The sequence below is a fragment of the Pseudomonas folii genome (assembly GCF_014357575.1).
In the GTDB taxonomy this organism is placed as follows: domain Bacteria; phylum Pseudomonadota; class Gammaproteobacteria; order Pseudomonadales; family Pseudomonadaceae; genus Aquipseudomonas; species Aquipseudomonas folii.
In genome coordinates, this window is the sequence record NZ_JACONW010000249.1 from 1 (window position 1) to 4,490 (window position 4,490).

The 4,490-nt window shown below is 57.2% G+C and carries 5 protein-coding genes; 1 reads left to right on the top strand and 4 read right to left on the bottom strand.

The features are described 5' to 3' along the window. Positions 1-203 precede the first annotated feature (203 nt). The 4 genes from H8S59_RS26145 to H8S59_RS26160 all read right to left on the bottom strand — a co-directional run bounded on the left by H8S59_RS26145 (position 204) and on the right by H8S59_RS26160 (position 2,828). Positions 204-956 carry a YkgJ family cysteine cluster protein gene (locus H8S59_RS26145; RefSeq protein WP_095094219.1) on the bottom strand — a complete coding sequence of 251 codons (753 nt, stop codon included), beginning with the start codon at positions 954-956 and terminating at the stop codon, positions 204-206. A gap of 105 nt (positions 957-1,061) precedes the next feature. Next, positions 1,062-1,382 carry a hypothetical protein gene (locus H8S59_RS26150; RefSeq protein ID WP_187523296.1) on the bottom strand — a complete coding sequence of 107 codons (321 nt, stop codon included), beginning with the start codon at positions 1,380-1,382 and terminating at the stop codon, positions 1,062-1,064. A 43-nt stretch (positions 1,383-1,425) separates the two neighbouring features. Then, a complete protein-coding gene (locus H8S59_RS26155) occupies positions 1,426-1,932 on the bottom strand; it encodes a GNAT family N-acetyltransferase (protein WP_246475618.1) in 507 nt (168 codons plus the stop codon). Beyond that, on the bottom strand, positions 1,929-2,828 hold the full coding sequence (locus H8S59_RS26160; RefSeq protein WP_095094226.1) for a chemotaxis protein: 900 nt from the start codon (positions 2,826-2,828) through the stop codon (positions 1,929-1,931). Before H8S59_RS26160 ends, H8S59_RS26155 begins: the two co-directional genes overlap by 4 nt. A gap of 327 nt (positions 2,829-3,155) precedes the next feature. Here H8S59_RS26160 and hmpA point away from each other — a divergent pair, with 327 nt between their 5' ends. Beyond that, on the top strand, positions 3,156-4,337 hold the full coding sequence (gene hmpA, locus H8S59_RS26165) for an NO-inducible flavohemoprotein (protein ID WP_187523297.1): 1,182 nt from the start codon (positions 3,156-3,158) through the stop codon (positions 4,335-4,337). The last annotated feature ends 153 nt before the right edge of the window (positions 4,338-4,490 follow it).

Here is a 4,490-nt window from a genome sequence, read left to right on the forward strand (position 1 = left end):
ACCCGCCTGCAACGGTATGAACATATAGCCCACAGGCTCCCACTGGTGTGATCTCAATATTGGCGCGATGTCGTGGGACCGGCTTTAGCCGGGAAGAGGCCAGTAAAAGCACTGCATTTTCATCGTCAGACATGCCGCCTTCCCGGCTAAAGCCGGTTCCACGGAAGCATTCAATCCCTCATCGGTGTTCATCGCCTGGGCAATCAACCCGCCTGCAACGGTATGAACATATAGCCCGCAGGCTCGCCTGTCGTCAGCTTGGCCCCGGCCACGCTGAGTGTGTCGACCACGGCTTCGCCCGCTACGTGAAAGGTCCAGCCGTCGTTTACCGGCGCAGCATCAATACCGTCTGCCAGGTCCATGACGGCAGTGGCAAAGGCATCCATATCCGGCAAGTACGCAACGAAGCCATTGCCCTTCAACGCTGTGGCACGAATCCCCAGGCGCTGGCAGATCGCCTCTTTGGCGCCGATATCTTCCCGGTCAGCCTGACGAGACTGCTCGATCAGGCGGCTGAGTTCAGTATCCACCAGTTGGCCGCCGACGATCAGATCCGGTCCTTGTTCCCAGGATTCAGGCGGACAGTCCTTGGCTCCAGGGCGCAACGGAATGTGAGGATTGATTTCCATCGGATAGATCCGACATACCAACGGTCTGCGATCATAGATACGACAGAGCTTGTCTGCGTCAAGATTCCGGCAAGGTCCGACGTTGTAGGCCGCGAAAGTGATCGCAACCTGCGCCTGGGTCACACCGCTCTGGACCAGCGTCGAGCGGCGTGTGGCGTGCGCCAATTGACCCTCCGGCAACCCGTAGCCATCGCTCAGAAATGCCTCGGTGAGGATGATCAGCGATCCGCCGTCAGCCGCCCATTGCAGGGCTTCCCCGAGGGTGAGAGGCACGTGATGGTCGTTGCAGCAGCGGCCGCATCCGACGCAGGAAAATCGGGTATTCATTGCGATAAAAGTCCGTCATGACAGACGTCGAACGCGACAGAGGCCAGGCTGCCGGTGCGACTGAGACGGTGTTCAAAGCAAGTTGTGAGCCAGCAAACGCAACGCTTACTGTTTCACAGTGGCTGGCAACTCGGTCCACTCAGTGACCGTGGCTTTCTTACTCTGCCGGTTGTAAAGGCACAGCTCGGCTCCGGGCTGATTTTTCATATGCGGCTGTGGGTAACGGCCTCTGAGCATGAGCGCTTCGTAACCGACATTGTCGTCAAACCCGGCTTTGCCCACAGCACGCACTTCTTTGAGCTGGCTGGCTTTCATGCAGCTGTCGATAACCGCCTTGTCCAGTGCTTTCCAGGCATCAGGGCTGGAAGCGTTGGCCTGGCTGGCGAGTGTTGCCGAGGCTATCAGCAGGAAGGTGGACGCTTTCATTGTCGTTCTCCATGAACATCGATTGATGATGGAGTATGCCAGATCAGACCTGATCGGTTTCCAGCCGCTGGACGTAACGCATGCCCGCCTTCTCATACAGGCAGCGGGCGGCCAGATTATTCTCCATGACCTTGAGGTCCACCCAGGCTTCGCCTCGCTGCCGAAAAATGTTGAAGACATGGTTAAGCAACTGCAGCGCCAGGCCCTGATTTCTGGCGCGGGGGTGTATCACCAAATCCTTGATGAAAGCGCTGGTCCAGCCCTGGATCAACCCGACCATGCCCAGCTCATCCCGAAGGGCAAAGCACAACGTCGGATCGTATTCAGGATCAGTTCGCCAGTCGTTCACCCAGTCGTGATACTCAGGCATCCGGATATCATCCGCATGCCCTTGCAACAACAGGGCGTGAGCTTGCGGCGCGTCTTCGAGAGTGAACGGCGTGACGTGGATATGAGCGGGCCATGCGTGTGTCGCGGCGAGATTTACAAGATCGCGACGCATCAGCCAGCAATGCCGGTCAGAACCGCCGAGGCGGTCCATCACACTCATGCGCCTTGAGCCTTGACCGCGCGTGCAGCGACGATCAGGCAGCGGGTCAACTCTGGTGAGGAAAACTTGGTCAATACCGCATTGGCCCCTGCAAGCCTGGCTTTTTCACTGTTCATGGCGCTGTCGAGCGACGTGTGTAGCAGGATATACAGGTCTTGATAGTCAGGCGTTTCGCGCAGTGTCCGGGTCAAGGCGTAGCCGTCCATCTCGGACATTTCGATGTCCGAGACCAGCACGTTGATCTGCGCTGGCGAACCCTGCAGCTCAAGCAAAACGTCAATAGCCTCCTTGGCGCTGCGGGCCGTGTGGCAATCGATACCCAGATTGCGCAGCGTGAGCAACGATTGCTGCAATGCCACCTGGCTGTCATCGACCACCAGAATCCGCGTGGCAGCCAGCAGTTCAGCTTCCTCCATGGTCAGCTCATCCGGCTGTGCAACGATCTGCGCCGGGGCAATACCGTGGATGACTTTTTCGATATCCAGTACCTGCACCAGCGTACCGTCAACTTGAGTGACACCGGTGATGAACGATCTGCCGTTGGCACCGAAGGGCGGCGGGCGGATATCAGTCGTCAGGCAATGCACGATTTTGCTGACGGCCTGAACATGCAGGCCCTGCTTCGAACGGCTGACGTCGGTAACGATCAGGCAACCGCCATCCGGGTCGACCAATGGCTTTTCACCAATGGCCCGGCTCAGGTCGATCACGGACAACGAGGCACCTCGCAGCGTGGCAACGCCTTTGACGTGCGGGTGCGATTCGGGAAGTCGTGTCAGGGCAGGGCAGGGGATGATTTCGCTGACTTTCAGCAGGTTGATCGCCATCAACTTGCCGCTGCGTAACGTGAACAGCAGCAGCGAAAGTGAATCTGCTCGGACGTTCTTGGTGGACATATAAACCTTCTGGCAATAATTGTTTTGCCGCAGTAAGCAGCAAACAGCCTTCTCTGGAGAGGTTATCGACCCGGCACAGGCACGCTTTAGGTTTTTTTTGTGCGAAGTCCGGAGTTTTCCTGATCCAGCCAACCTGTCGACAGGAGACTGGATGAAATCCGCAGCAATGAGTCATTAAGACTCCGTGCAGTCAAAATGACTGCTTTATTCACGGTGTCTATTTGACTATTTATCGCTAACTGATTGATTTTAAAGGCTGTAAATTCTGGCATGGTTTCTGATGATGCATGAGTACATTTTTCAAAGCCTGTGTGGCTGGAGTACCTCATGTTAAGCGCCCCGGATCGTGCCATCGTTAAAGCCACCGTGCCACTGCTGGAAAGCGGGGGCGAGACGTTAACGACTCACTTCTACAAAAAAATGCTCGATGAGTACCCGCAAGTAAGGCCGCTGTTCAATCCGGCGCACCAGGCCAGTGGCGATCAACCCAGAGCACTGGCCAATGGTTTGCTGATGTACGCCCGGCACATTGATGAGCTGGACCAGTTGGGTGACTTGCTGACGAAAATAATCAACAAACACGTCGCCCTGCAAATCCTGCCGGAGCACTACCCGATTGTCGGTCGTTGCTTGCTGAGCGCTATCCGCGAAGTGTTGGGTGATGAGATCGCCACGGCAGAAGTGCTGCAGGCCTGGGGCCGTGCTTATCAACAACTCGCGGATGTGCTGATAGGTGCCGAGCGCGCGATCTATGAAGAAAAGGCGCAGGCCCCTGGCGGCTGGCGCGGCACGCGTGAATTCACGCTGACGGCCAAGGTGACTGAAAGCTCGGAAATCACTTCGTTCTATCTTAGGCCCGCAGACGGTGGTCAGTTGCTGGACTTCGCGCCGGGACAGTACATCGGTCTGCAGTTGAAGATTGCCGACGAGGAGGTGCGCCGTAACTATTCGCTGTCAGCGGTGGCGAGTGATGGCCAATATCGGATCAGCGTCAAACGCGAGCCTCACGGCAAGGTTTCCAACTATCTCCACGATCAGCTGCAAGTGGGCGACAGCCTGCAACTGTTCCCGCCATCGGGTGAGTTTACCCTTACGGCCAGTGACAAGCCGCTGGTCTTGATCAGCGGCGGTGTGGGTATCACGCCAACCCTGGCGATGCTCGAAGCTGCACTCGCCACATCGCGCCCGGTGCATTTCATCCACTGCGCCCGCAACGGCAGTGTGCATGCCTTCCGTGACTGGGTTGACGGACTGGCGGCGCGGCATCCGCAGCTCAAACGTTTCTACTGCTATGCCGAAGACGACGGGGTCAGCCCGGCGGGAGACGCCCTTGGCCTGCTTAATCAGTCGCGCCTGGAGCAATGGTTACCCAAGGCGCGAGATGTGGATGCGTACTTCCTCGGGCCCAAGGCTTTCATGAGAGTCATCAAGCGCCAGCTCAAAATCGCCGGCGTGCCGGAGAAGCAAAGCCGCTTCGAATTTTTTGGTCCGGCTTCTGCCTTGGAATGAGGTGCGACAAATAGTCGCGCTCTTCTATATATAGAAGAGGGGCTCCCGTGGAATGCGTTTCCTCAAGCATGGCTGCGACCGATAGGCAAAATGTGCTCCGTTTGTTTCTGTAGGAGCTGCCGAAGGCTGCGATAGCGTACTGCCTGACCAGCC

What these genes read in the sequence shown, in the direction of transcription:
- H8S59_RS26145 (WP_095094219.1), bottom strand. Translation starts at nt 956, where the DNA reads ATGAATACCCGATTTTCCTGCGTCGGATGCGGCCGCTGCTGCAACGAC.
- H8S59_RS26150 (WP_187523296.1), bottom strand. Translation starts at nt 1,382, where the DNA reads ATGAAAGCGTCCACCTTCCTGCTGATAGCCTCGGCAACACTCGCCAGC.
- H8S59_RS26155 (WP_246475618.1), bottom strand. Translation starts at nt 1,932, where the DNA reads ATGAGTGTGATGGACCGCCTCGGCGGTTCTGACCGGCATTGCTGGCTG.
- H8S59_RS26160 (WP_095094226.1), bottom strand. Translation starts at nt 2,828, where the DNA reads ATGTCCACCAAGAACGTCCGAGCAGATTCACTTTCGCTGCTGCTGTTC.
- hmpA (WP_187523297.1), top strand. Translation starts at nt 3,156, where the DNA reads ATGTTAAGCGCCCCGGATCGTGCCATCGTTAAAGCCACCGTGCCACTG.